Annotated in this window: 19 protein-coding genes; 11 read left to right on the top strand and 8 right to left on the bottom strand. The window is 69.2% G+C overall.

Annotated elements, in window-relative coordinates; all coding sequences use genetic code 11:
- Positions 1-14: 14 nt before the first annotated feature.
- A complete protein-coding gene (locus HDA40_RS07780; protein ID WP_253753432.1) occupies positions 15-944 on the top strand; it encodes an ABC transporter substrate-binding protein in 930 nt (309 codons plus the stop codon).
- A gap of 67 nt (positions 945-1,011) precedes the next feature.
- Here HDA40_RS07780 and HDA40_RS07775 read toward each other — a convergent pair whose 3' ends face one another.
- On the bottom strand, positions 1,012-1,755 hold the full coding sequence (locus HDA40_RS07775) for an STAS domain-containing protein (RefSeq protein ID WP_253753430.1): 744 nt from the start codon (positions 1,753-1,755) through the stop codon (positions 1,012-1,014).
- A 136-nt stretch (positions 1,756-1,891) separates the two neighbouring features.
- Here HDA40_RS07775 and HDA40_RS07770 point away from each other — a divergent pair, with 136 nt between their 5' ends.
- Positions 1,892-2,386, top strand: a complete 495-nt coding sequence (locus tag HDA40_RS07770; protein ID WP_253753428.1) for a hypothetical protein — start codon at positions 1,892-1,894, stop codon at positions 2,384-2,386.
- Here the strand turns inward: HDA40_RS07770 and HDA40_RS07765 are convergent.
- Positions 2,383-2,739 carry an STAS domain-containing protein gene (locus HDA40_RS07765; protein WP_253753426.1) on the bottom strand — a complete coding sequence of 119 codons (357 nt, stop codon included), beginning with the start codon at positions 2,737-2,739 and terminating at the stop codon, positions 2,383-2,385. The genes HDA40_RS07770 and HDA40_RS07765 overlap by 4 nt on opposite strands.
- 195 nt (positions 2,740-2,934) lie before the next feature.
- Between HDA40_RS07765 and HDA40_RS07760 the strand changes: the two genes are divergently transcribed.
- Positions 2,935-3,948, top strand: a complete 1,014-nt coding sequence (locus tag HDA40_RS07760) for a chemotaxis protein CheB (protein WP_253753424.1) — start codon at positions 2,935-2,937, stop codon at positions 3,946-3,948.
- 83 nt (positions 3,949-4,031) lie between these two features.
- Positions 4,032-5,885: a CheR family methyltransferase gene (locus tag HDA40_RS07755; RefSeq protein WP_253753423.1), complete on the top strand. Its 1,854-nt coding sequence runs from the start codon at positions 4,032-4,034 to the stop codon at positions 5,883-5,885.
- Here HDA40_RS07755 and HDA40_RS07750 read toward each other — a convergent pair.
- The 3 genes from HDA40_RS07750 to HDA40_RS07740 form a co-directional block, all read right to left on the bottom strand.
- The gene (locus HDA40_RS07750; RefSeq protein ID WP_253753421.1) at positions 5,882-6,658 is read right to left on the bottom strand and encodes an ATP-binding protein; all 777 of its coding nucleotides are present in this window, start codon (positions 6,656-6,658) and stop codon (positions 5,882-5,884) included. The genes HDA40_RS07755 and HDA40_RS07750 overlap by 4 nt on opposite strands.
- 128 nt (positions 6,659-6,786) lie before the next feature.
- A complete protein-coding gene (locus tag HDA40_RS07745; protein WP_253763590.1) occupies positions 6,787-8,013 on the bottom strand; it encodes a glycosyltransferase in 1,227 nt (408 codons plus the stop codon).
- Positions 8,014-8,060: 47 nt separating this feature from the next.
- Positions 8,061-8,807, bottom strand: coding sequence for a TetR/AcrR family transcriptional regulator (locus HDA40_RS07740; protein WP_253753419.1), 747 nt, complete (start codon positions 8,805-8,807; stop codon positions 8,061-8,063).
- Positions 8,808-8,895: 88 nt separating this feature from the next.
- On the opposite strand from HDA40_RS07740, the gene HDA40_RS07735 reads away from it, so the two are divergent.
- From HDA40_RS07735 to HDA40_RS07725, 3 genes are all read left to right on the top strand, one after another.
- A complete protein-coding gene (locus HDA40_RS07735) occupies positions 8,896-10,368 on the top strand; it encodes an MFS transporter (RefSeq protein ID WP_253753417.1) in 1,473 nt (490 codons plus the stop codon).
- 83 nt (positions 10,369-10,451) lie between these two features.
- Complete coding sequence (locus HDA40_RS07730) at positions 10,452-11,885, top strand: DUF1254 domain-containing protein (protein WP_253753415.1); 1,434 nt, start codon at positions 10,452-10,454, stop codon at positions 11,883-11,885.
- A 2-nt stretch (positions 11,886-11,887) separates the two neighbouring features.
- A complete protein-coding gene (locus HDA40_RS07725; RefSeq protein WP_253753413.1) occupies positions 11,888-12,562 on the top strand; it encodes a GAP family protein in 675 nt (224 codons plus the stop codon).
- A 50-nt stretch (positions 12,563-12,612) separates the two neighbouring features.
- Here the strand turns inward: HDA40_RS07725 and HDA40_RS07720 are convergent, their stop codons facing one another.
- Genes HDA40_RS07720 through HDA40_RS07710 form a run of 3 tightly spaced genes read right to left on the bottom strand, consistent with a single transcriptional unit; the run spans position 12,613 to position 16,722 of the window.
- On the bottom strand, positions 12,613-13,299 hold the full coding sequence (locus tag HDA40_RS07720; RefSeq protein ID WP_253753411.1) for a response regulator: 687 nt from the start codon (positions 13,297-13,299) through the stop codon (positions 12,613-12,615).
- Complete coding sequence (locus HDA40_RS07715) at positions 13,296-14,732, bottom strand: sensor histidine kinase (RefSeq protein WP_253753409.1); 1,437 nt, start codon at positions 14,730-14,732, stop codon at positions 13,296-13,298. The genes HDA40_RS07720 and HDA40_RS07715 overlap by 4 nt, the downstream gene beginning before the upstream one ends.
- A gap of 10 nt (positions 14,733-14,742) precedes the next feature.
- A complete protein-coding gene (locus HDA40_RS07710; RefSeq protein WP_253753407.1) occupies positions 14,743-16,722 on the bottom strand; it encodes an APC family permease in 1,980 nt (659 codons plus the stop codon).
- Between the two features lie 406 nt (positions 16,723-17,128).
- Here HDA40_RS07710 and kdpF point away from each other — a divergent pair, with 406 nt between their 5' ends.
- The 4 genes from kdpF (at position 17,129) to HDA40_RS07690 (ending at position 22,034) form a co-directional block, all read left to right on the top strand.
- The gene (gene kdpF, locus HDA40_RS07705) at positions 17,129-17,218 is read left to right on the top strand and encodes a K(+)-transporting ATPase subunit F (RefSeq protein WP_253753405.1); all 90 of its coding nucleotides are present in this window, start codon (positions 17,129-17,131) and stop codon (positions 17,216-17,218) included.
- The gene (kdpA, locus tag HDA40_RS07700) at positions 17,219-18,880 is read left to right on the top strand and encodes a potassium-transporting ATPase subunit KdpA (RefSeq protein ID WP_253753402.1); all 1,662 of its coding nucleotides are present in this window, start codon (positions 17,219-17,221) and stop codon (positions 18,878-18,880) included. It abuts the gene before it with no gap.
- Between the two features lie 159 nt (positions 18,881-19,039).
- Positions 19,040-21,127: a potassium-transporting ATPase subunit KdpB gene (gene kdpB / locus HDA40_RS07695; RefSeq protein WP_253763589.1), complete on the top strand. Its 2,088-nt coding sequence runs from the start codon at positions 19,040-19,042 to the stop codon at positions 21,125-21,127.
- Positions 21,128-21,131: 4 nt separating this feature from the next.
- Complete coding sequence (locus HDA40_RS07690) at positions 21,132-22,034, top strand: potassium-transporting ATPase subunit C (RefSeq protein ID WP_253753400.1); 903 nt, start codon at positions 21,132-21,134, stop codon at positions 22,032-22,034.
- Positions 22,035-22,106: the final 72 nt, after the last annotated feature.

Below are 22,106 nucleotides of genomic sequence, written 5' to 3'. Positions count from 1 at the left end.
CGAGAGGACGCCTCATGGCTCTGCGCATCGGCTACTTCCCGCACAACAACTCGCTCTGGGTGCTGCGCCACCGCGGCATCGTCGAGCGCACCATTCCCGACGTCGAGTGGATCGACATCCGTACCCTCCCGCCGGGCCCGCGCCCCGACGTCACCGCCGGGCTGCCCACCAGCCACGGCGACGGCCTGTTCGACGGCTCGTACGACTTCATCGGCACCGGGTTCACCCCGCCGATCACCGCCCAGGCCCACGGTCACGACATCGTCTACGTCGGCGTCTCCGGACCGCGCGTGGAGAACAGCAAGTTCGTGGTACGCGAGGACTCGCCGATCACGTCGTTGGAAGACCTGCGGGGCAAGCGCATCGGGATCGGCCACGGCTCCTGGCAGACGACGCTGGCGTTGTTCGCTCTCGACAAGGTCGGCCTGACCTGGTCCGACGTCACCCCGGTGGACCTCAACGGCAACGACGGCGCCCAGTTGTTCCTCGACGGCGAGATCGACGCCTGGACCGGCTCCTACCCGTCGCTGACCCGGGTCGAGCAGCAGATCGGCGTACGCGAGCTGATTCCGACCGACGGCCTGTTCAGTCACCGGTCGCTGTGGTTCACCCGCCGCGACTTCGCCGTCGACCGCGCCGAGGAGCTGGCCGTCATCGTGGCCGCCCTCCAGGAATCGGACACGTGGATCCGTGACAACCCGCGCGAGGCGGCCGAGCTGTTCGCCGCCGACGGCGGAGGCGACCTGGACGAGTGGGAGTACGCCCTGCGCCACCGGCCGTTCGGCGTACTGCCGGTCAGCGAGGACTTCGTCCTCGAGCAGCAGCGCGCCGCCGACCTGCTGTACGCCAACGGCCTGCTTCCGAAGCGGATCACGGTCACCGACGCGCTTCTGCCCGGCATCGCCGAGGCCATCCCGCCGGTGCCCGAGACCGCCGCCGCCTGACGGCAGACCCCCGGGGTCCGGCCGGGACCCCGGGGACGCCGCTCCGAAGTCGATCCGGGCCGGCTCGTCAGGTGATCCGGGCCAGCCGGATGTCGGCCCACACCTCTTTGCCCGGTCCGGACAGGACGGTTCCCCATCGCTCGGCTACCAGGTCGACGACACCGAGCCCATGCTCGACGTCGGGCTCCTCACTCAGGACCGCGTGCGGAATGCTCCGGCTCGCGTCGCTGACGACGACCCGCAGGATGTCCGGTCGCAGCGTGACCAGCAGCGTACGCGGACCGGCCCCGTGGGCGACGGCGTTGGCGGTCAGCTCCGCGGCGACCAGCTGCACCCGGTTGGCCATCCACGGCATCAGCCAGCTCCAGCAGGTCCGGCTGGCGAACCGATGGACGCGAGCCGCCATCGGCGGGGTCGCCCAGATGGTCAGCCGGGCCTCGGGCACGGGCGCGACCGGGAGCAGCCGGATCGTCGCGGCGGGGCCGATCTCCGCGCAGAGCGTGGCCCGTACATGCAGGTGGCGTTGAATCAGCTGAGCCGCCGGCGACTCCGGCGGGGCTTGAATCAGCAGCGGAATCGGATACTCCAGGTCACAGCAGTAGCGCTGAAGCGCCGGCAGCGCCAGCAGGCCCGCGGTATCGGCCTCGGTCACCTCCGCCAGGTCCAGGATGATCAAGCGGGGGGCCTCGGCCACACATTTGCGGATCGCCAGCCGCAGCTGAGGCACGGTGGCAAGCGTCATCGCACCATGTACGCGCACCTGGGCGACGGTCTGACCATGGTGGACGATTCCAATGCGGACACGGGTCATCACAGAGACACTTTCGGCTTCGTTGTGGATTTCCGCTACCCACGTACCCGATCGGCGACACCTGTTCGGCCGACGAAGTCCGAACAGGTCGGTCAGGAGGTTTTGAGAAGATCAGCTAGGGGTAGCGCACCTGGGCATGACGACCCCCAGGAATTCGGCGTCGCCGCCTCGACGCGGCTCCGATGGACAGCCCGGCCGGTCGGCCGGCGACGACTTCGAAGCCGGAGCCCGCATGGCCCGTGCGTGGCTCGGCACTGAGGACGGCCGACGGTGGCATCAGCGCGCCGCCGATTCGGCCGGCCTGCTGAAGGCCGTCCTCCGGGCGCTGTCCACCCGGCATGGTCGCGATTACCTGCGAGGCTTCGCGGTGGCGGCGACCAGTCCAGGCCATTCGACGGCGCCGGTCCGGTCGTCCGCAACCAACGGCTCGGCCAACGGTTCGGCGACCGGCGCGAAGCGATCCGAGCGGCTGACGGTCGGCCTGAGCGAGGACGAGGACCTGGCGCTCAAGCAGTTCGGCATGTCCGACGGCGTCGCCGCCGCCGCGCGGATCCGGGCGATGCTGCTCGTCTACCGCACCGATCCCGACTATCGGCGCCGGGTGGACGAAGTCATCCACCCACCCGGCTAAACCACGCGCCGGCCGGCTGACGGCTGCGCCGGCAGTGGGGAATCCTCGGCGTCGATGAAGTGCAGCAGACGTAGCACGGTCGCGACGATGCCCTGGGCGCCGACGACGCGCATCGGCTGCCCGGCGGCCTCCGCCGCGAGCTGAGCGGTCATCAGGCCGCGTACGCCGGCCGCGTCGATGAAGGAGAGCTGGGAGACGTCCACGGTCAGGTGGCCGCCGTCCCGGGTGATCGCGCTCAGCAACGCCTGCCTCGCCCGTCCGCCGGCGGGCAGGTCCAGCTCGCCCCGAAGGAACACGGTCACCTCGCCGCCCGGTTCAGTGACGGACCACGCCTCGAAATCGCTCGGCGTCACTATCCGCCTCCATCGTCCCAGCCTCCGTTGTCGGTCCCCGACGCGTACAATGTCCGTTTTTCCGGAAGTCCTGGAAATCCGGGAGTTTCAGCGATGGGCGCTCTGCCGTACCCATCTCAGGCGCCGGCGAATCGCATCTGTCAGAACCGGTGTCACGGATCGCGTATCGGGTGACCAAGCCCTAGAGTTTGAAGTGTGGCGCATCGCGACGTGGTGGTCGTCGGGGCGTCGGCCGGCGGGGTCGAGGCCCTGAGGGCGCTCGTCGCCGGATTGCCCGGCGATCTGCCCGCGGCCGTCCTGATCGTGCTGCACGTGCCCCGGTCGGCGCCGAGCGCGCTCGCGTCGATTCTCGCCCGCGCCTGCAGTCTGCCGGTCCGGCCCGCGGTGGATGGGGAGATGCTGCGGCACGGTCGTGTCTACGTCGCGGTCGTCGATCGGCATCTGCTCATTCTGGATAATCGCATCCGGCTCTCGCGAGGCCCTTCGGAGAACGGTCACCGGCCCGCGATCGACCCGCTCTTCCGGTCCGCGGCGCGAAGTTTCGGCCCGCGTGTCGTCGGCGTCGTCCTCTCCGGTACGCGAGACGACGGCGCGTCGGGGTTGGCCGTCGTTTCGCAGCTCGGCGGGATCACCGTGGTCCAGGACCCGGCCGACGCCGCGTACCCGGCGATGCCGCGTGCGGCGATGAATGCGTGTGAAGTGGATCATGTGCTGCCGATCGGCAAGATCGGGCCCCTGCTCGGCGAGGTGGTACGCCAACCGGCGCCGCCCTTCGTGCCAGGGCAGGATCCGCTGCTGGATGCCGAGGTGGACGTGTCGAGTTCCGTCCCGGACGGGGCGAGCGAGCTGGGTTCGCCGGCCACCTACGGCTGCCCCGCCTGCGGCGGTGCGCTGTATGAGGTGAGCGGTGAGCCGATTCCGCGCTACCGGTGCCGGGTCGGCCACGCATGGTCGCCGGAGAGCCTGCTGGAGGAGCAGTCGGCGGCGTTGGAGAGCGCGCTGTGGATGGCACTGCGGTCGCTGTCGGAGAAGTCGGCCTTGAGCCGTCAGATGGCCGGCGCGCTCGAGGAACGGATGAGCAGCCGGTTCGCCGTCGGCCGATTCGAGACGATGGCGCAGGACGCGGACCAGGCCGCTGAGCTGATCAAAGGACTGATCGAGGAGATAGGTGCGACTACCGACGGGCCTGCGGTGCAATCGACCGAATGACGCGTACGTCAGGCTAGGGCGCGCGGCCCGGTCGATGGAGTACGGTACTCGGGCGTAAGGCGTATGCCCGAAGGGCGTTGGCGATGATGATCCAGGCAGATCCCCAGTTCGAAGCGCTGCTGACGTATCTGAAGGACGCTCGCGGCTTCGACTTCACCGGCTACAAGCGGTCCAGTCTGATGCGCCGGGTCGGCCGGCGGATGACGCAGGTCGACATCGAGGACTACGGCGAGTATCAGGACTACCTGGAGCTGCATCCGGACGAGTTCACGGCGTTGTTCAACACTATCTTGATCAATGTCACCGGGTTCTTCCGCGACGCCGACTCGTGGGAGTTCCTGCGCAACGAGGTCGTTCGCCCGCTGCTGCTGACCAAGGCCGCCGACTCTCCCGTACGCGTCTGGAGCGCCGGCTGCGCCTCCGGCGAGGAGGCGTACACGCTGGCGATCATGCTGGCCGAGGTGCTCGGACCGGACGAGTTCCGGCAACGGGTCAAGATCTACGCGACCGACGTCGACGAGGAGGGCCTGGCCCAGGCGCGTCAGGCCAGCTACACCGAGAAGGACGTGAGCGCCCTTCCGCCCGAGCTGGTAGAGCGCTACTTCGAGGTGACCGGCGGGCGGTACGTCTTCCGCAAGGACCTCCGACGGTCGGTGATCTTCGGGCGCAACGACCTGATCCAGGACGCCCCGATCTCCCGGATCGACCTGCTGGTCTGCCGGAACACCCTGATGTACTTCAACGCCGAGACGCAGGCGCGCATCCTGTCCCGGTTCCACTTCGCGCTCGGCGAGGGCGGCGTGCTCTTCCTGGGCAAGGCTGAGATGCTGCTGAGCCACACGAGCCTGTTCGCGCCGATCGACTTGAAGCGCCGGGTGTTCCGCAAGGTGCCGCGGTTCTTGCAGACCAATGGCGCGATGCTCGTCGACGTCCCGCACGTCCCGGTGCGGGCCGAGGTCGGGCCGATCGACCAGCTGCGCAACGAGGCGTTCCAGGCCAGCCCGGTGGCGCAGATCGTGGTGACCGCGGACGGGCTGGTCGCGCTGGCGAACCGGCAGGCCGAGGCGCTGTTCGGGGTGACCAGCCGGGACATCGGCCGGCCGTTCCGGGACCTCGACGTCTCCTATCGGCCCCTGGAACTGCGCCGATTCATCGAGCAGACGCAGGTGGAGCGCCGGATGACGCGCGCCGGCGACGTCGAGTACATGCGTGGCCCCGGCGATTCGGTGCACCTGGAGGTTCAGCTTCATCCGCTCGTCGACGCCGACGGCGGGTTGCTCGGCACCGCGCTGGTCTTCCACGACGTGACCGGGGCCCGGCGGTTGCAGGAAGACCTCGAACACGCCAACCGGCAGCTGGAGACGGCGTACGAGGAGTTGCAGTCGACCAACGAGGAGCTGGAGACCACGAACGAGGAACTCCAGTCCACGGTGGAGGAGCTGGAGACGACCAACGAGGAGCTTCAGTCCACCAACGAGGAACTGGAGACGATGAACGAGGAGCTTCAGTCCACCAACGACGAGCTGCAGAGCATCAACGACCAGCTCCGCTCGAGCACCAACGAGCTGGACGAGGCGAACCTGTTCCTGGAGGCCGTGCTGACCAGCCTCCGGGCGGGGGTCACCGTGCTCAGCCGGGACCTCGTGGTGCAGGTCTGGAACCGGCGCGCTGAGGATCTCTGGGGGCTGCGAAAGGAGGAGGCGATCGGCGAGCACTTCCTCAACCTCGACATCGGGCTGCCGGTCGAACAACTCCGCCCGGCGATCCGCAAGGTCCTCAACGGCGAGCCTCAGCCGCAGGAGACTCAGCTGCCCGCGGTCAACCGGCGGGGCCGGCAGATCGAGGTACGCGTCGTCTGCACCCCGCTGGTGTCCAGCGCCGCGGAGGTGATCGGAGCCATTCTCGTGATGGAGTCGGATCATTTCAACGGTGGTTAGGCCGCCGGGCGTACTTGCAACGTAGCCCACACGGTCTTCGCGTTGGTTCCGACATTCGTGCCGCAAGCGGTCGAGAGCATCGCGACGAGCATGAGGCCGCGCCCGCCGATCCGGTCGTCGCCGACTCGGTAGACGAGACTGGTGAACGGCTCGATCGGGAACAGCGCCGGGGCGTAGGCGGTGTCGCGTACCTGTAGGTGCAGGCGTGGCCCACGATGAGTGAGGACCAGGTCCATCTCGGTCTGAGCGTGCTGGACCGCGTTGGTGACCAGTTCGGAGACGATGAGCTGGGCGGTGTCGGCGACGTGGGGGAGGTCCCAGCGGCGGCAGCAGTCGAGGGTGATCGCCCGGGCTTGCCGGACCGCGTCCGGACCGGGCTCCAGATGCCGGTACGCCCGATGCGAGCCGGCGGTCTTCCGATCGGCCGTCGCCAACGCCGCCGTGCGATCGGCATGCAGGGCGACACGCCATCCGATGCCCTCGTGAATCAGACGACCGGTCTCCGACGTGGGGTCGGCGTAGCACTGGAGGCGGATGCCGCAGTCGAGCATCGCGCGCTTGTCGAGGCTGGGCAGGACGGCCAGGTTGACCGGGTTGCCGACGTCCACTCCATCCAGTCCGAGCAGCAGCGCCCGGGGCTGTTCCGGCAGCACCTTCAAGACGGATCGGCGGAGCGACGCGGCGCCGGCGAGGTCGAGCGAGCCCATGGGCCGGAGTTCGTAGACACCGGTCCGCACGTTCTGTCGAGTCACCGTCGTCAGGGTCGTTGTCATCACCCGATCCGGCCGGGCCGCCCGGAGGTGGCTGGGCTTGTTACGCAAGTCCTGTACCCATCGGGAAGAGCACCAAATCGCCTTGAATCCCTAAACCTCGAATGCCGACAACCGAAGCGTGGTGCCGATCACCTCGCGGTGGCCAGGCTGTCTTCGGAGACTCGCACCGATCGGTAGACCGCTTCGACCTGCCCGGCGATCCGCGTCCACGGATACCGCCCGCGTACGCGTCGTAGACCGTCCGCCGCGTACGCGTACCGCAGTGGTTCGTCGTCGAGCAGCTGCCGGATCGCGCCCGCCAGCCGGGGCACGTTGCCGGGTTCGACGAGCAGCCCGGACGCGCCGTGGACCACCGAGTCGGTCAATCCGCCGACGGCGTACGCGACGACCGGGGTGCCGCAGGCCATCGCCTCCAGCGGAGTCATCCCGAACGGCTCGTACGCCGGAGCGCAGACGACGACGTCGACGGCCTGGTACAGGGCCGGCATCCGCCAGCGGTCCACCGCGCCGAGCAGCCGCAGCCGGTCGCCGACGCCCGCCTCGATCGCCGCCTCCACCAGCCGCCGAGCCTCCGGGTCGCGGCCGAGATGCCCTTGGGCCGGACCGCCGGCGATGAGGAGTTCGGCGTCGGGCACCGTCCGCAGCGCGCGGATGATGTCGGCGTACCCCTTGCGGGGCACGAGCCGGCCGACGCTCAGCAGCCGGGCGTGCGGCCCGTCCGTGCGCGCCGCCGGTTCGCCGTCGGCCGGACGGAAGTGCTCGGTGTCCACACCCGACGGGACGACGGCGATCCGCTTCCGGCGTACGCCTACGCGCCGGAGTTCCGCGACTTCGTCGGCGCTCTGCGCGATGACGCGGTCGGCGCTGGTGGCGACCATGGTCTCCAAGCCGACCCGGTCTGCCGGGCTGGTGTCGGCGGCGCCCTGCATGCGGCGCTTGACCGTGCCGAGCGCGTGGAACGTGGCCACCAGCGGAATCGGCTCGCTCAGGCGTACCTTCGCGGCCTCCAGCGCGGCGACGCCGCTCATCCAGAAGTGCGCGTGCACGACGTCCGGGGCGTCGACGGACCATCGCTCGGCGAGGCGGCGGCCGAATTCGCCCATGAACGGCAGCAGGGCGTCTCTCGGGATGCGTTCGGCGGGGCCGGCGGGGACGTGCACCACCCGGAAGCCGCCTGGCGCGGTCATGGTCTCCGGCAGGTGGGGACCGTCGCGTCGGGTGTAGACCGTGACCTCGTGGCCGCGCCGCCCCAGCGCGGTGGCCAGCGCCTCGACGTGGACGTTCTGGCCGCCGGCGTCCACGCCGCCGGGCGGGGCCATCGGGTTGGCGTGTTCGGAGATCAACGCCAGGCGCAGCGGTGTGGTCATGCCTGAGCGGCTACCCGGGCAGATACCGGCTCAAACTACCTATTTCGTTCATCCTTGGAGAGGCCGTCGATCATCAGGCCGAGGGTGAAGCGGAACCGGTCGTCGACCGTTCCAGCGGTCAGCTCAGCGGCGTACCGCTTGGTCTGCGGGAAGGAGTCCGGCAGGTCGGCGAACCGGCGCAGCAGCTCGTCCCGGCCGACTACCCAGTTGTCGTCACTGCGGCTCACCCGCCGGTCGACCAGCGAGACCTCCAAGCTGTACGCGTTGACGTAGAGCAGCAGCGCATCGATCGCCCAGGCGGCCGTCTGCGGCTCGACCCCGCCCGCGAGCAGGATGGCCAGCATGCCCTCGGCGACCCGCAGCGTCTCCAAGTTGGACGGCGCGGCGGCGAACGCGGCCCGGGAGACGCCCGGATACCGCAGATACTGGTCCCGGAGCTGGGTGCAGACGCTGATGATCTGCTCGCGCCACGCGGCGGGATCCGGCTCCGGCAGGCGGATCTCCGCGCACAACCGCCCGATGAGCAGCTCGTCCAGATCCTCCTTGTTGACCACGTGGGCGTACAGCGACGAGGGTCCCGTCTCCAGTGCGGTGGCGAGCCGTCGCATCGTCAGTGCTTCGTAGCCCTCCTGGGCGACGATGCCGAACGCGGTGTCGACGAGGGTTTCGACCGTGATGGGGGCTTTCCGGCCGCCGGACGGTCCGCGCCGGGCCTTGGGCGTACTCGACTCGGCGCCGAGCTGATGCCGTGCCGCGCGCCGTTCCTGCGGAGTCGGTGACATGGGGAGAGTCTAGCGGACAGGCGAACGGTGTTCGGCAAAACTAGGAACACCGTTCGCATGAATACGAACGGTGTTCTAGACTGGCGACATGAACCGCTCACCTCGATCCCTCCGGGAGGCCTGGGTCGCCCTGGCCGGGCTGTCCGCGGTCTTCCTCTTCGAGATGCTCGACAACTCGATCTTGACTGTCGCGCTGCCCACGATCGGCCGCGACCTGCACGCCTCCACAACAGCCGTGCAGTGGGTCACCGGCGCGTACGCCGTCGTGTTCGGCGGGCTGATGCTGGCCTTCGGCGCGATCGCCGACCGGTTCGGCCGCCGGCGCGTCATGATCGCCGGGCTGACCCTGCTCGCCGTGGCGAGCCTGGCGACCGCGTTCGTCACCACCGCCGAACAGCTGATCGCCGTACGTGTCGCGACCGGGATCGCGGCCGCGATGACCACCCCAGGTTCGATGGCGCTGGCCTTCCGGCTGTTCGACGAGGACCGCCTCCGCGTCAGCGCCACCACGCTGATCTCGACCGTCGGCCTGGCCGGGCTGGCGATCGGCCCGACCGTGGGCGGTCTGGTGCTCGCGGTCGCGCCGTGGCAGGTGCTGCTGCTGGTGAATGTGCCGATCGCCGCGCTCGCGATCCTCGGCGTACGGTTCGGCATCGCGCCGGACGACCCGGCCGACCGGCACCGCGATCCGATCGACGTCCAGGGCGCGGCATTGGGCACCGTGACCATCGTGTTCGCGCTCCTCGCGCCGACGCTGTTCGTCGACGAGGGCGCCGGATCGTGGGTCCCCTGGGCGGTCACCACTGCGGCCGTCACCGGCGCGGTCCTCTTCGTCCGCCGCGAGCGTACGGCGCGCCACCCACTGCTCGACCTGGCGCTGCTGGCCAATCCGCTCGTCTCCAGCGGCCTGGCGTTCAAGGCCGCCGCCGGGCTGGCGACGGCGGGCCTGACCTACCTGGTCACGCTGCAACTCCAACTCGACTGGGGCTGGCCGCCCGTGCTCGCCGCCCTCGGCATGCTGCCGCAGGTCGTGGTCCTCCTCGCGGGCAGCGCCTTCGTCAACCCGCTCGTGCGCCGTGTCGGTCTCGAACGGGCCGGCTGGCTCAGCGCCGTCTCCGTGGTCGCCGGACTCGCCGTCTACTGTCTGCTCGGCCGGAGCGGCTACGGCTGGGTCGCGCTCGCCCTCGTGCTCGTCGCGGCGGGGATTCGCGTGGTCGGCGTCGTCGCGGCGGTCAACGTGCTCCGGGGCCTGCCGGAAAGCCGGACGACGATCGGCGTCGCGCTCACCGACACCGCGACCGAGGTCACCTCCGGCGTCGGCATCGCCGTTGTCGGCACCATCCTCGCGGCCTGGTTCACCGGCGACATCGCCTCGTCCGGCTGGAGCCCGCACCAGACCGCCGAGTTCCGCGCGGCCACCACGCTCGCGAGCCTCGCGCTCACCGTGCTGGCGGCGGTTCTCGTCGGCTGGGGATTCACTCGTACGCGGAGAGCGGTGACCGAGCCGGTGACGGAGCCAATGACCGAACCGGCCGAGCACCTGGTCGCCGAGCGCACCTGAAACGCCCCGAAGAAGGGACATTTGCCCGTAATCTAGGGCTCAGTTTGTCGGGTGTTCCGGGGGGCTTCGACATGAGCATCGGCATGAGCGTCGGTACTGGCATCGATCAGCAGACGCTGGACAGCATCGCGCTGCCGAACGAGCTGCGTACGGCGGTGGGGGAGTTCTCCTTCATCGACGGAGTGCCGTCGCTCGACAGCGTCCGTTCGCTCTACGACGTCCTGGACCTGCTGCGCGGCGTCGAGGCGTTCCTGGTCGCGATGCCGGGCGCGGCGCTGTCGGCCATGCGCAACGGCGTACGCGCCATCGGGATGACGAGCACGGCGACGGTGGGCATCACCGACCCCCGGGCCAACTCCACGAGCCTCTACCTGACGCCCAACACCGACACCACGTACGCCCACGCGTTCCTCGATCTGCACGCCGACGGACCGGTGGTCATCGAGGCCCCGCCGAAGTCGCTCTGCGTCGTCGACGACTTCTGGTTCCGCTACGTCACCGACATGGGGATCGCGGGCGAGGACCAGGGCGCGGGCGGGAAGTACCTCATCGTGCCGCCGGGCTACGACGAACCGCTGCCGGACGGCTACCTCGTCCGGCGTACGCCGACCTTCACGAACTGGGCGGTGTTCCGGGCGCTGGAAGGCGTACCGGCGATCAAGACGATCAAGATCTATCCGCTCGCCAAGGCCGCCGATCCGCCGCCGACCCGGTTCGTCGACATCACCGACACCCCGCACAACACGGTGCACGCCAACGACTTCACGTTCTACGAGGAAGTCGACGCCATCGTCCAGGAGGAGCCGCTGGACAGCCTGGACCCGGAGCGCCGCGGCATCCTGGCCGCGATCGGCATCGTCAAGGGCCGGCCGTTCGCCCCCGATGAGCGACTGCGCGGCATCCTGGCCAAGGCCGCCCCGCTCGGCGCGGCCATCGCCCGCGCGCTCGTCTACAAGCCCCGAGACCCGGACAGCTATTACTACGAGGGCTCCTCGTGGAAGCAGGCCTTCGTCGGCGGCAGCTACGAGTTCCTCCGCGACGGCGCCCGGCTGCTCGACGCCCGAGCGCTCTTCCACTACTTCGCGACCGTCATCACCCCGGCGATGGCGGCCGCCTCGGTCGGCGCGGGTTCGCAGTACGCGTACACGGCCGAGGACAGCGACGGCAGCTGGCTCGACGGCGCGAAGGACTACCGGCTGCACCTGCCGCCGGGCGTACCGGCGAAGAACTTCTGGTCGGTCTGCGTCTACGACACCCAGACCCGGTCGCTGTTGCGGACCGACAACCCGTACCCCTCAGTGTCCAGCCTCGACCCGAAGACGGCGACAAATCCGGACGGCAGCGCGGACGTCTACTTCGGGCCGAACCCGCCGTCCGATGGATCGCCCAACTGGATCCAGACCGTCCCGGGCAAAGGCTGGTTCGTGATGCTGCGGCTGTACGGGCCGCTGGAGTCGTGGTTCGACAAGTCCTGGCGGCCCGGCGAGATCGAGCCGGTCGCCGGGAAGCGGTCGTAGCCGTGGGGGAGGTGGTCGGCGACCTGCTGCCACTCGCGCTCGGCGTCGCGATCAGCCCCGTTCCGATCATCGCCGTGATCCTGATGCTGTTCGCCCCGCGAGCCGGTGGCGCGAGCTTCGGGTTTCTGCTCGGCTGGCTGCTCGGGATCGTGGTCGCCACCGTGGTGTTCCGGTGGCTCGCGACGGCGTCCGACCTGGACGCCGACAGCGGCGGTTCGACCGGCGCGGCGTGGGTCAAGCTCCTCCTGGGCGTGGTGATGCTGTTGCTCGCCGTGAATCAGTGGCGGTCCCGGCCGGCGCCTGGAACCCGGGCGGAGCTGCCCAAGTGGATGGCCGCGATCGACGAGTTCACCGCGGCCAAGGCACTCGGTCTCGGCTTCGCCCTGTCGGCGATCAACCCCAAGAACCTGGCGATGTGCGCGGCTGCCGGGGTCGCCATCGGCGCGGCCGCCTTGTCCGGCGGGCAGCAGGCCGTCGCCGTCGTCGTCTTCACGATCATCGCGGGCTGCACCGTCGCCGTCCCGGTCCTCGCGTACGCGGTGGCGCGCAGCCGGATGCGAGCGCCACTCGACCGGCTCAAGGTCTGGCTGCAGGAAAACAACGCCACTGTCATGTTCGTCCTGCTGCTGGTCATCGGCGTGGTCCTGGTCGGCAAGGGGATCGCGGGAGCGTTCTGATCCCCGCTGAGCTGGGCTGGTCAGGGCGGATCAGGGCGGATCAGGCTGGATCAGGCCGGGTCGGGGACGAAGCGATAGCCGAGGCCCGGATCCGTACGCAGATAGCGCGGCCGGCTCGGGTCCGGTTCCAGCTTCCGGCGCAGGTTGGCCATGTGCACGCGCAGGTAGTTGGTCTCGGTGCGGTAGCGCGGTCCCCAGACCTCCTGCAGCAGCTGCTGATGAGTGATCAGCCGGTCGGGATTGCGCAGCAGCATCTCCAGCAGATGCCACTCGGTCGGCGTCAGCCGGACCTCGGCTCCGTCCGCGGCCATGGCTCGTCTGGCGGCCAGGTCGACGGAGAACGCGGTCGTCGTCACGACGGCAGGGGACTCCGCCGGCGTCGTACGCCGCATCGCCGCCCGGATACGAGCGAGCAGCTCGCCCATGCCGAACGGCTTCGTGACGTAGTCGTCGGCCCCGGCGTCCAGCGCGTTGATCTTCGACTGCTCGGTGAGCCGGGCCGACAGCACCAGGATCGGCACACTCGACCAGCCCCGGATCGCCTCCACGACGGCGACCCCGTCCAGGTCGGGCAGGCCGAGGTCCACGATCACCAGGTCGGGCGGATTCTGCTGGGCGGCGGCCAGCCCTGTCGCGCCGTCCGGGGCGACCACGACCTCGTAGCCCCGGGCGGACAAGGCGATGCGCAACGCCCGCAGCAGTTGACGGTCGTCGTCGACGACCAGCACCCGAGTCACGGAACGATTCCATCATCGGCGCCCGGAGTGCGGGCGAGCGGCAGGCCGACGGTCACCGTGAGACCGCCGCCGGGTGTGTCCGAGAAGGACAGCGTGCCGCCCATCGCCTCGGTGAAACCGCGGGCGATCGCCAGGCCGAGGCCGAGCCCGCCGGTGGTGGTGCGATCGTCGAGCCGCTGGAACGGCGCGGACAGCCGATCGCGGTCGGCCTCGGGAATGCCCGGCCCATGGTCGATCACCCGAAGGTCGAGCGTCCGTTCCCCAGCCGACGCGGTCACCAGGATCGGCGTACCGGGTGGGCTGTGATGCACGGCGTTGACGACGAGGTTGGCGACGACGCGTTCGAGCAGACCGGGATCGGCGTACGCCAACGGCAGGTCGTCGGAGACGTCGACGGTCACCGCCGCCTGCGGCTCGGGTTGGTGCAACATGGCGGACGCCACCACCTCGTCGACGGCGGTCGGCCGGGCGTCGACGCTGAGCGCACCCGCCTGAAGACGGCTCATCGCGAGGAGGTTCTCGACGAGGTCGGCCATCCGGTCGGCGGACTCCTCGATCGTCTCCAGCAGCTCGGCCTGCTCCCCGGGACCGAGCCGCAACTCCGGATCACGCAGGCTCGACACGCCCGCCTTGATCCCGGCCAACGGCGTACGCAGATCGTGGCCGACCGCCGCGAGCAGCGCCGACCGCAGCCGGTCGATCGCGGCCAGTTCCCGGGCCTGGGCGGCCTCCTCCGCCAGGCGTTCGGCCTGCAGCACCCGGGCCGACGCGGCGGCGATGCGGACGAGGAACCGGGGATCGGGGGCGAAGATCTCAGGTCCCTCGACGACGAGCTTCAGCCCGGGTCCGGCGGGCACGGTCAACACCGGCTCCCCGGTCAGGCCCCGGCCCGACTGCGCCACGACGTGATCGATGCCGGCCGGATCGGTCTCGACGAGAGCGGCGGCATCCATGCGCAGCGTCTGGCGTACCCGGGTAAGAAGAGAGTCCGTGGATCCGGCGGCCACCGGCTCCGCACTGATCCGCGCGAGCAGGGCGGCCTCGACCCCGGTACGCGCGGCTTCCGCGCGCTGCCGGGCGGCGAGGTCCATCGCGACGCTGACGGTGATCGCGACCGCGACCGACACGACCAGGGTGATCACGTTGTCGCCGCTGGCCACCCGGAAGGTGTGGTAGGGCGGCACGAAGAAGAAGTTGATCAGCAGATTCGCCGCGACCGCCGCCGCGAGCGAGACGGCCAGCCCGCCCACGATGGCCGTCACGACGACCACCACCAGGTACAGCAGGATCACGCCGGCCAGCGAGACGTGATCGCGCATCGGCAGCAGGATCGCCGTCAGCGCGGCCAGGCAGACCAGGGCGACCAGCGCGCCTGTCCGGACCCGCCGCCGGGCCTGGACGGCGGGCGGTGGTCCAGGCTGCGCGTCGCTCATCTCCGCCAAGTTAACTCGTGTGCCCGGCCGGAGTAGGCAGCTCGGCCGGGATCGCAGTCGGCGCGCCGGTCGAGTCGAGCTGCCAGGGCACGCTGGTCACCATCACCCCGCGCTTGTAGAGCAGCCGGGCCTTGAGCCGCAACGCGGACTGGTTGTGCAGCAGATGCTCCCACCAGCGGTCGACCACGTATTCGGGGATGTAGATCGAGATCAGATCCTGCGGATGCTCCGCGTGCAGCCGTGCGACGAACGTCAGCACCGAGCCGGTGATGTCGCGATAGGGCGAGTCCACGATGGTCAGCGGCACCGGGATGTCGTGGGCCTCCCATTCGGCCTGCAACTGGCGTACCTCGTCGGGGGTGATCGCCACCGTCAGCGCGGTCAGCGTGTCCGGCCGGGTCGCGCGGGCGAAACCCAGTGCGCGGATCGTCGGCCGGTGCAGCCGCGAGACCAGCACCACCGCGTGGATGCGCGGCGGCAGCAGCATGCCGCCCGGTTCGGGCGTCAGCTCCGTCGCCACCCGGTCGTAGTGCCGGCGGATCGCCCGCATCATCGCGAACAGCACCGGGATCGCGATGACCACGAGGTACGCACCATGCGTGAACTTGGTGACGGTGACGATGATCAGCACTAACCCGGTGAAGCAGGCGCCGACCGCGTTGATCGCCTTCGACCGGTGCATCCGCCGTCGCTGTCCCGGATCGCGTTCGACCCGCAGCAGCTTGTTCCAGTGCCGGACCATCCCGGTCTGCGACAGGGTGAACGAAGTGAACACACCGAGGATGTAGAGCTGGATCAGGCTCGTGACCGACCCCTCGTACGCGTAGATCAGCGCCCCGGCGACGACGGCCAGCAGGATGATCCCGTTCGAGTACGCCAGCCGGTCGCCGCGGGTGTGCAACTGACGCGGCAGATACCGGTGTTCGGCGAGGATCGAGCCCAGCAGCGGGAAGCCGTTGAACGCGGTGTTCGCCGCGAGGATCAGGATCAACGCGGTCGCGGCCTGGATGTAGTAGAAGCCGATCGAGCCGGACCCGCCGAAGATCGCCGAGGCGAGCTGGGCGATCACCGTACGCTGCGCCGCGGTAGCGCAGTTGCCCGGATATCCGACGAGGTCACAGGTGTTCTCGACGTAGTGCACCTTCGAGATCATCGCCAGCGCCGTGATGCCGCCGAACATGACGATCGACAGCAGGCCCATGGCGGCCATCGTCCGGGCGGCGTTGTCGCCCTTGGGCGGTTTGAACGCCGGTACGCCGTTGGAGATCGCCTCGGCTCCGGTCAACGCGGTGCAGCCCGATGAGAAGGCGCGCAACGCCAGGAACAGCAACGCCAGTCCGGACAACCCGGTGTGCCCCGGTTCGGGCACGACGCCGAACGCAGCGCTCTCGGCGACCGGTGCGTCTCCGAAGGCGACGCGTACGGCACCGGTCACGATCATGACCAGGACGCCGGCGACGAACATGTAGGTCGGCACCGCGAAGATCCGGCCGGACTCCTTGACCCCGCGCAGGTTCAACGCCATGAGCACGGCGACGAAGGCGAGATTGACCGGCACCCGCCACGGGTTCAGGTCCGGGAACGCCGAGATGATGTTGTCCACGCCCGCCGCCACCGACACGGCCACGGTCATCACGTAGTCGACGAGCAGCGCGGCGGCCACGACGAGACCGGCCGACGGCCCGAGGTTGCTGCTCGCCACCTCATACGAGCCGCCGCCACTGGGGTACGCCCGCACCACCTGCCGGTACGACAGCACGACGACGGCCAGCAGCACGATGACACCCAGCCCCACCCACGGCGCTAGATACAGGTACGCCAATCCGCCCAGCGTCAGGACCAGCAGGATCTCCTGCGTGGCGTACGCGACGGAGGAGAGCGGGTCGCTGGCGAAGACCGGCAGCGCGATCCGCTTGGAGAGCAGTTGCTCGCCGAGCCGGTCGCTGCGGAGGGGCCGGCCCACCACCAGGCGCTTGAACACCTCGAACACGCTTCCAGTCAAGGCCGTCAGGAGTGCGGCAGCGGCGATCTTGACGCGTTCTTAACGGCTCCGGCGCGGATCTTGACACGGCGTTAGCGGGGATGCGGCGCCTCCCCATGATCAGGGGAACTTTTGTGGTGCTATAGCACCACGAAACTGACCCTGATCATGAAGCGCCCGAGTGAGCCACGAGCACCAGGTCGTCAACGAACCGTCAAGAAACCCCGGCCGCGCGTCAAGAACGCGTAAGGACCTCTGTCCGCCCGGTTCCCCCGGCGCTTGACTTCGGTGGCGCGGCCGAACAGCGGCCGCTGACATCGAGGAGGACGAGCACGATGCCTGACGTGGCGTACGTGCTGATCACGGTGGCGGCTTTCGTCGCCATGGGTCTGCTGGTCAAGGGAGTGGAACGGCTGTGAGCGCGTCGAACGTGGCCGGCCTGGTCCTCGCGGTCGTGCTGGCGGCATTCCTGGTTTTCGCCCTCATCAAACCGGAGAAGTTTTAGATGTCCACAACTACGGCGGGCGTTGTCTTCATCGTCTCGCTGATCGCCGCCCTGGCGGTGTCGTACCGCTTCTTCGGCGACTACATGTATCGGGCGTTGACCTCGACCAAGCACCTGGTCGTCGAGCGCGGCGTCTACAAGACGATCGGGGTCGACCCCGCAGCCGAGCAGAAGTGGACCACGTACGCCCGCAGCGTGCTGGCCTTCTCGGCGCTGTCCCTGCTCTTCCTGTACGCCTTCGAGCGGTTCCAGGACAAGATCTGGCAGTTCGGTACCGACTTCACCGCCGTGCCGGTCGAACTGGCCTGGAACACGGCGGTCAGCTTCACCACCAACACCAACTGGCAGGCGTACTCCGGCGAGTCGACGATGTCGCACGCGACGCAGGCGGCCGGCCTGGCGGTGCAGAACTTCGTCTCGGCGGCGGTCGGCATCGCGGTCGCCCTGGCGGTCGTGCGCGGCTTTGCCCGCAGCAAGACCGATCAGCTGGGCAACTTCTGGGTCGACTTGACCCGGACGGTGATCCGAGTGCTGCTGCCGGTGGCCGTCGTCTTCGCGATCATCCTGATCGCCGGAGGCGTCGTGCAGAACTTCAGCAACGGCACCGACGTGACCACGCTGAACGGGGCGTCGCAGCACCTCACCGGGGGCGGCGTGGCCAGCCAGGAGGTCATCAAGCTGCTGGGCACCAACGGCGGCGGCTTCTACAACGTCAACAGCGCGCATCCGTTCGAGAACCCGACGAGCTGGACCAACTGGATCGAGATCTACCTGCTCACGATGATCGGCTTCTCGATTCCGCGGGTCTTCGGCCGGATGGTCGGCGACAAGCGGCAGGGCCTGGCCATCGTCTCGGTCATGGCGATCCTGGCGATCGGCAGCGTCGTGCTCATCAACTGGGCGCAGCTGGCGCACGCCGGCACCGTCCCGAACGCGGTCGGCGCGGCCCTGGAGGGCGTCGAGACCAGGTTCGGCGTCGCCAACTCGGCGACCTTCGCCTCCGCGACGACGCTGACCTCGACGGGTGCCGTGGACTCGTTCCACGATTCCTACACGTCCCTCGGCGGCGCGGTCACCTTGTTCAACATGATGCTGGGCGAGGTCGCGCCCGGCGGCACGGGCACGGGCCTCTACGGCATGCTCGTCCTCGCCGTGATCACGGTGTTCGTGGCCGGCCTCATGGTCGGGCGCACCCCGGAGTACCTCGGCAAGAAGATCGGCGCCCGCGAGATGAAGTTCGCGTCGCTGTACTTCCTCGTCACCCCGGCGATCGTGCTCATCGGCACGGCCGCGGCGATGGCGACCGGCAACTGGTCGACCCAGCTCAACGTCGGCCCGCACGGCTTCTCCGAAGTGCTCTACGCGTTCACCTCGGCGGCCAACAACAACGGCTCCGCGTTCGCCGGCATCACGGTCAACACCCCCTGGTGGAACACCGCGCTCGGGCTGGCGATGTTGTTCGGCCGGTTCCTGCCGATCATCTTCGTGCTCGGCATGGCCGGATCGCTCGCCCGGCAGAAACCGACCCCGGCCTCCGCAGGCACCCTCCCGACCCACAAACCGCTGTTCATCGGCATGGTGGCCGGCGTGACGATCATCCTCGTCGCGCTCACCTTCCTCCCCGCGTTGGCCCTCGGCCCGCTGGCGGAAGGACTCCGCTGATGATCATCAACATCATGTCGTGCCATCGCGGTGGTTCCGCCCGTTGCTCCCGCCGCACCGGTCAGGCCTTGACGGCCTTCCCTTCCACACCCGTGCTTTCAAGGAAACCCCGTGTCTGCTAAGAATCGCGTCTCCGGCGGTCTGCTCGACCCCCGGCAGATGCTGAACTCCCTTCCGGACGCCTTGCGCAAGCTCAACCCGGTCACGCTGTGGCGTAACCCCGTCATGCTCATCGTCGAGATCGGCGCGGTGTTCACCACCGTGCTGGCGCTGGCCGGCCCGAGCTTCTTCGCCTGGGCGATCGTCGTATGGCTCTGGTTGACCGTCGTCTTCGCCAACCTGGCCGAGGCGGTCGCCGAGGGCCGAGGCAAGGCGCAGGCCGACACCCTGCGCAAGGCCAAGACCCAGACGATGGCCCGCAAGCTCATCGGCTGGCAGCCCGGCCAGACGGAGACCCGCGAAGAGGCGGTCGCCGCGACCGCCCTGACGCTCGGCGACCTCGTGGTCGTCGAGGCGGGCCAGATCATCCCCGGTGACGGCGACGTCGTCGAGGGCATCGCCAGCGTCGACGAGTCGGCGATCACCGGCGAGTCGGCCCCGGTCATCCGGGAGTCCGGCGGAGACCGCAGCGCCGTCACCGGCGGCACGAAGGTCCTCTCGGACCGGATCGTCGTGAAGATCACCCAGAAGCCAGGGGAGAGTTTCATCGACCGGATGATCGCCCTGGTCGAGGGGGCCAACCGGCAGAAGACGCCGAACGAGATCGCGCTGAACATCCTGCTCGCCGCGATGACGATCATCTTCCTGCTGGCCACCGTCACCTTGCAGCCGATGGCGATCTACGCCAAGAACTGGCAGGGGGCCGCACCCGACACCCTGGCGATCAACGCCGACGGCGTCACCGGCATCGTGCTCGTCTCGCTGCTGGTCTGCCTCATCCCGACCACGATCGGCGCGTTGCTGTCCGCGATCGGCATCGCGGGCATGGACCGGCTCGTACAGCGCAACGTGCTGGCCATGTCCGGCCGAGCGGTCGAGGCCGCCGGCGACGTCAACACCCTGCTGCTGGACAAGACCGGCACCATCACCCTGGGCAACCGGCAGGCCGGCGAGTTCACCCCGGTCACCGACGTCTCCGAAGACCTGCTCGCCGACGCCGCCCAGCTGTCCAGCCTGGCCGACCAGACGCCTGAAGGCCGGTCCATCGTGGTCTTCGCCAAGCAGCAGTACGGCCTGCGCGAGCGCGAGCCGGGCGAGCTGACCCACGCGACGTGGGTGGAGTTCACGGCGCAGACCCGGATGTCCGGCGTGGACGTGACCGAGAACGGCTCCACGCGGCGCATCCGCAAGGGTGCCGCGACTGCGGTCATGAAGTGGGTACGCGATAACGGCGGCCACCCGACCGACGAGGTCGGCCCCATGGTCGACGGGATCAGCGGCAGCGGCGGTACGCCATTGGTCGTCGCCGAACACGTCGACGGGCAGCCGGCCCGGGCCCTGGGCGTCATCCACCTCAAGGACGTCGTCAAACAGGGCATGCGGGAGCGCTTCGACGAGATGCGCGCCATGGGCATCCGCACCGTCATGATCACCGGCGACAACCCGCTGACCGCCAGGGCGATCGCGGACGAGGCCGGGGTGGACGACTTCCTCGCCGAGGCGACTCCCGAGGACAAGCTCGCCCTGATCAAGAAGGAGCAGGAGGGCGGCAAGCTCGTCGCGATGACCGGTGACGGCACCAACGACGCGCCGGCGCTGGCGCAGGCCGACGTCGGGGTGGCGATGAACACCGGCACGTCCGCGGCGAAAGAGGCCGGCAACATGGTCGACCTCGACTCCGACCCGACCAAGCTCATCGAGATCGTCGAGATCGGCAAGCAACTGCTGATCACCCGGGGCGCCCTGACGACGTTCTCGATCGCCAACGACATCGCCAAGTACTTCGCGATCATCCCGGCGATGTTCGCGGCGGTCTACCCGTCCCTCGACGCGCTGAACATCATGCGGCTGCACAGCCCGCAGTCGGCGATCCTGTCGGCCGTCATCTTCAACGCCATCATCATCGTGCTGCTGATCCCGCTCGCCCTGCGCGGTGTGCGGTATCGGCCCGGTGGCGCGGCGGAGATGTTGCGGCGCAACCTGTGGATCTACGGCCTGGGCGGCGTCGTCGCGCCGTTCATCGGCATCAAACTCATCGACCTTCTCATTCAGAGCCTCTCCAGTTGGCTCAATCTGCCGGGGATGTAAGGCAATGCGACTTCCTTCATGGGTTTCACAACATTTGGCGGCACTGCGGGCGGTACTCGCCTTCACCGTGCTCCTCGGCATCGCGTACCCGTTGGTGGTGACCGGGGTGGCCCAGCTGCCCGGGTTGCGGGACAAGGCGAACGGCTCGGTCGTGACCGCGAACGGCAAGCCGGTCGGTAGCGAGATCGTCGGGCAGCTGTTCACCGACGATCAGGGCAACGCGCTGAAGCAGTACTTCCAGTCGCGGCCGTCGGCCGCGGGCGACGGCTACGACCCGGACTCGACCAGTGCGAGCAACCTCGGCCCGGAATCGATCGAGGACACCCTCGGCGACCCGGCCCTGGACCCGAACTCCGAGGCCGGTGACGGCAGCTCGCTGAGCCTGTTGTCGCAGGTCTGCTCGCGAAGCAAGGCCGTCGGCGAGCTGGAAGGCGTGGACGGCAGCCGGCCGTACTGCACCGCCGACGGGCTCGGCGCGGTGCTCCGGGTCTTTCACAGCGACGGCCTGACCGGCAAGGTCACCCGCGTGGTCAGCGTCAACCAGCGCTGCCCCGCGACGCCCTTCCGCTCGTCCTACGAGGGCGTGGCCGTGGAGTGCGCCACGTTCGGCGAGGACTACTCCGGGGGCGTGCTCGTGCCGATCCGGGGCGACGCCCCGGCCGACTCGGCGGTCCCGGCGGACGCGGTCACGGCCAGCGGCAGCGGCCTGGACCCGCAGATCAGCCCGGCGTACGCGAAGCTGCAGATCGGCCGGGTCGCCCAGGCCCGCAACATCACGCCTGTCGAGGTGCAGAAGCTCGTCGACGACAACACCACCGGGCGTGCCCTGGGATTCCTGGGGGAACCCGCCGTCAACGTCCTCCTCCTCAACCTCGCCCTAGACGCAAACTACCCATACCCGCAGTAGCGTGATCATTGCGCCAGCCATGTGGGTTCGCGCGGCGAAACGTCCGCTGAAGCGGCATGGCCGGCGCAATGA

The organism is Hamadaea flava (assembly GCF_024172085.1).
Classification (GTDB): domain Bacteria; phylum Actinomycetota; class Actinomycetes; order Mycobacteriales; family Micromonosporaceae; genus Hamadaea; species Hamadaea flava.
The sequence above is the reverse complement of the archived record's forward strand: the minus strand, read 5'-3'. Positions and strand labels throughout refer to the sequence as shown.

What these genes read in the sequence shown, in the direction of transcription:
- kdpB (WP_253763589.1), top strand. Translation starts at nt 19,040, where the DNA reads ATGCTGAACTCCCTTCCGGACGCCTTGCGCAAGCTCAACCCGGTCACG.
- HDA40_RS07730 (WP_253753415.1), top strand. Translation starts at nt 10,452, where the DNA reads ATGAGCGTCGGTACTGGCATCGATCAGCAGACGCTGGACAGCATCGCG.
- HDA40_RS07740 (WP_253753419.1), bottom strand. Translation starts at nt 8,807, where the DNA reads ATGTCACCGACTCCGCAGGAACGGCGCGCGGCACGGCATCAGCTCGGC.
- HDA40_RS07775 (WP_253753430.1), bottom strand. Translation starts at nt 1,755, where the DNA reads ATGACCCGTGTCCGCATTGGAATCGTCCACCATGGTCAGACCGTCGCC.
- kdpA (WP_253753402.1), top strand. Translation starts at nt 17,219, where the DNA reads ATGTCCACAACTACGGCGGGCGTTGTCTTCATCGTCTCGCTGATCGCC.
- HDA40_RS07715 (WP_253753409.1), bottom strand. Translation starts at nt 14,732, where the DNA reads ATGAGCGACGCGCAGCCTGGACCACCGCCCGCCGTCCAGGCCCGGCGG.
- HDA40_RS07770 (WP_253753428.1), top strand. Translation starts at nt 1,892, where the DNA reads ATGACGACCCCCAGGAATTCGGCGTCGCCGCCTCGACGCGGCTCCGAT.
- HDA40_RS07690 (WP_253753400.1), top strand. Translation starts at nt 21,132, where the DNA reads ATGCGACTTCCTTCATGGGTTTCACAACATTTGGCGGCACTGCGGGCG.
- HDA40_RS07735 (WP_253753417.1), top strand. Translation starts at nt 8,896, where the DNA reads ATGAACCGCTCACCTCGATCCCTCCGGGAGGCCTGGGTCGCCCTGGCC.
- HDA40_RS07750 (WP_253753421.1), bottom strand. Translation starts at nt 6,658, where the DNA reads ATGACAACGACCCTGACGACGGTGACTCGACAGAACGTGCGGACCGGT.
- HDA40_RS07780 (WP_253753432.1), top strand. Translation starts at nt 15, where the DNA reads ATGGCTCTGCGCATCGGCTACTTCCCGCACAACAACTCGCTCTGGGTG.
- HDA40_RS07755 (WP_253753423.1), top strand. Translation starts at nt 4,032, where the DNA reads ATGATGATCCAGGCAGATCCCCAGTTCGAAGCGCTGCTGACGTATCTG.